This is a genomic window from Endozoicomonas sp. ONNA1, assembly GCF_024606325.1.
GTDB lineage: Bacteria > Pseudomonadota > Gammaproteobacteria > Pseudomonadales > Endozoicomonadaceae > Endozoicomonas_A.
This window is the reverse complement of sequence record NZ_JAHHPN010000778.1, coordinates 1-2,261: the sequence shown is the minus strand read 5'-3', so window position 1 is coordinate 2,261 and position 2,261 is coordinate 1. Positions and strand designations below refer to the sequence as shown.

General features: G+C 51.1%; 1 protein-coding gene. It reads right to left on the bottom strand.

The features are described from left to right. Positions 1-2,116 (bottom strand): type I restriction endonuclease subunit R (locus KDK19_RS18660; protein ID WP_257292586.1); only part of this gene is annotated, 2,116 nt, incomplete at its 3' end. Positions 2,117-2,261 lie beyond the last annotated feature (145 nt).

Here is a 2,261-nt window from a genome sequence, read left to right as displayed (position 1 = left end):
GGTTCATAGCGGTTTCAGTAAATTTTTGGTCCAGCAGAGCAGCGCTGTCCGGGTCGTCTTTGTGAAATTCCACCTCGCCGGAGAAGGCAATCATCACGGCGATCGAACTGTTGTGCTCTGAAAGATATTTATCAAACGCCAACTTATAACGCACTGCTTCCTTACGGGAACTGGTGACCACCATCGCCTTGGCCTGACCACCCAGCAAGCCCATGACATGCTCTTTGTAGTGCTCGATGATGACTTTTACTTTTTGGGAAATATTGTACTCATGGAGCCGCACCCAGCGGTTGAGTTTCACCTTGGCTTTTTTGCTGTCTACCTCTTCGTCCTTGGCCTCTATTTTTTGGGCCAGCTGATAAGCCACCTTGTAGTTGGTGTAGTTTTTCAGCACGTCGAGAATAAAGCCTTCCTCAATGGCCTGGCGCATGGAGTACACATGGAAGGCTTCGGGCAGGTTCTTCTTGGAAGCAGGCTCATTGGGCTTGGGCAGGCGACCAAACAACTCCAGAGTTTTCGCCTTGGGTGTCGCAGTGAACGCATAGTAATTCAGGTTGCTGCTGCCCCGGCGTGAGGCAATGGTTGCGTCCAGCATATCTTCTGAAGACAGTTCTTTGTCCTCATCCCCATACTCTTTATCAGAAGAGACACCCTCCACCATCAACACTTCTTTCAGCTTGCGGGCGGTGGAGCCGGTTTGTGACGAATGAGCTTCGTCGGCAATCACGGCGTAACGGCGTTCCTTCAGTCTGGTACTGTTCTCAATGGCCGCCAATACATAAGGGAAGGTTTGGATGGTGACAATAATAATCGGTTGAGCACTCTCCAGGGCCGCTGCCAGCTTCTCCGACTTGGAGCCATCGCCTTCTTTTTTGTTGATACGCCCCACTACACCGTCGGCGTGTTCAAACTGGTAAATGGTGTCTTGTAGCTGATCGTCCAGCACGGTTCGGTCGGTAATGACTATCACCGAATGGAACTGCTTATTGCCTTCGTCATCATAAAGAGTGGAAAGCTGGTGGGCAGTCCAGGCAATGGAGTTGGATTTACCGGAACCGGCACTGTGCTGCACCAGATACTTGTTGCCTGTGCCTTCCGCCCTGGCCGCTGCAATCAGCTTGGTGACTACATCCCACTGGTGATAACGGGGAAAGATCAGGGTTTCCTTTTTCGACTTGCGGCCTTCCCAGTCTTCCTTCTCTTCGATCTGCAAATGCACAAACCGACCGATAATATTCAGCAGGTTATCGGGCAGCAGTACCTCGTTCCACAGGTATTCGGTGGCGTATTCATTCTTGTCTTCTGGTGTATCATTGCCAGCACCGCCTTCCGCCGTGCCTTTGTTAAACGGCAGAAAGAAGGTATCGCTGCCCGCCAGTTTAGTCGCCATATACACTTCGTACTGACTCACGGCGAAATGCACCAGCGCACCCCGTTTAAAAGTCAGCAACGGTTCCGGCTTGCCGGTTTCCGGGTCTTTGGGCAGACGGGTCTTTTGATATTGTCGTTTAGCGTTTTCGATGGCCTGTTTGAATTCCGATTTCAGCTCCAGCGTTGCCACGGGCAAACCGTTGATAAACAACACCAGATCAATGCGCCATGCCTTGGCTTTTTTACCGGTTTCTGCCAGATGTGCGTCGACGCCTTCCCCCTCGGGGGAAGGTTGGGATGGGGGGACAAGATTGACATAAGGCGAATAAACAAGCTCCGGCACCACACGACAACGGTTTTCTTTATAGCGGGCCAGCGTATCCGGGTTCAGGGTATGTTCCGGCATAAACTGGCACAGGGAGAACCGGGCATTGCGAATCTTCAAACCATGACGCAATACGCCCAGTGTGCCAAAGCTGCGAAGCTCCTTATCAATGGCATTAGCGTCGGCTTTCTTTAACTGGTTGACCAGATGGCTGATAAAATGCTGTTCCGAATCCATCGGGAAGCTTTTGCAGAATTTCTGCCATTCCTTCGGCTGGGTGTTCTTCACAAAATCCAGCACATCGCTGGTATACAACGCCGTTTCCCGGTCGTACTGGTCGCCACTGCCCAGTAGCCAGCCTTTGGCTTGCAGGCGGGCGATCATATCGTTTTGGAATATCGATTCGGTGGTGCTATCCATATTTCACGGTCTCAAAATGGCACCTAAAGGTCTCTATCTGGGACTTTTCAGGGATTATGCAGACAGTGTCTGCACAATGTATCAATCTGGCTGAATTGTCTCCACACTGCGGAGACAATTCGAGGATTCCACTATTCAGTTTTAT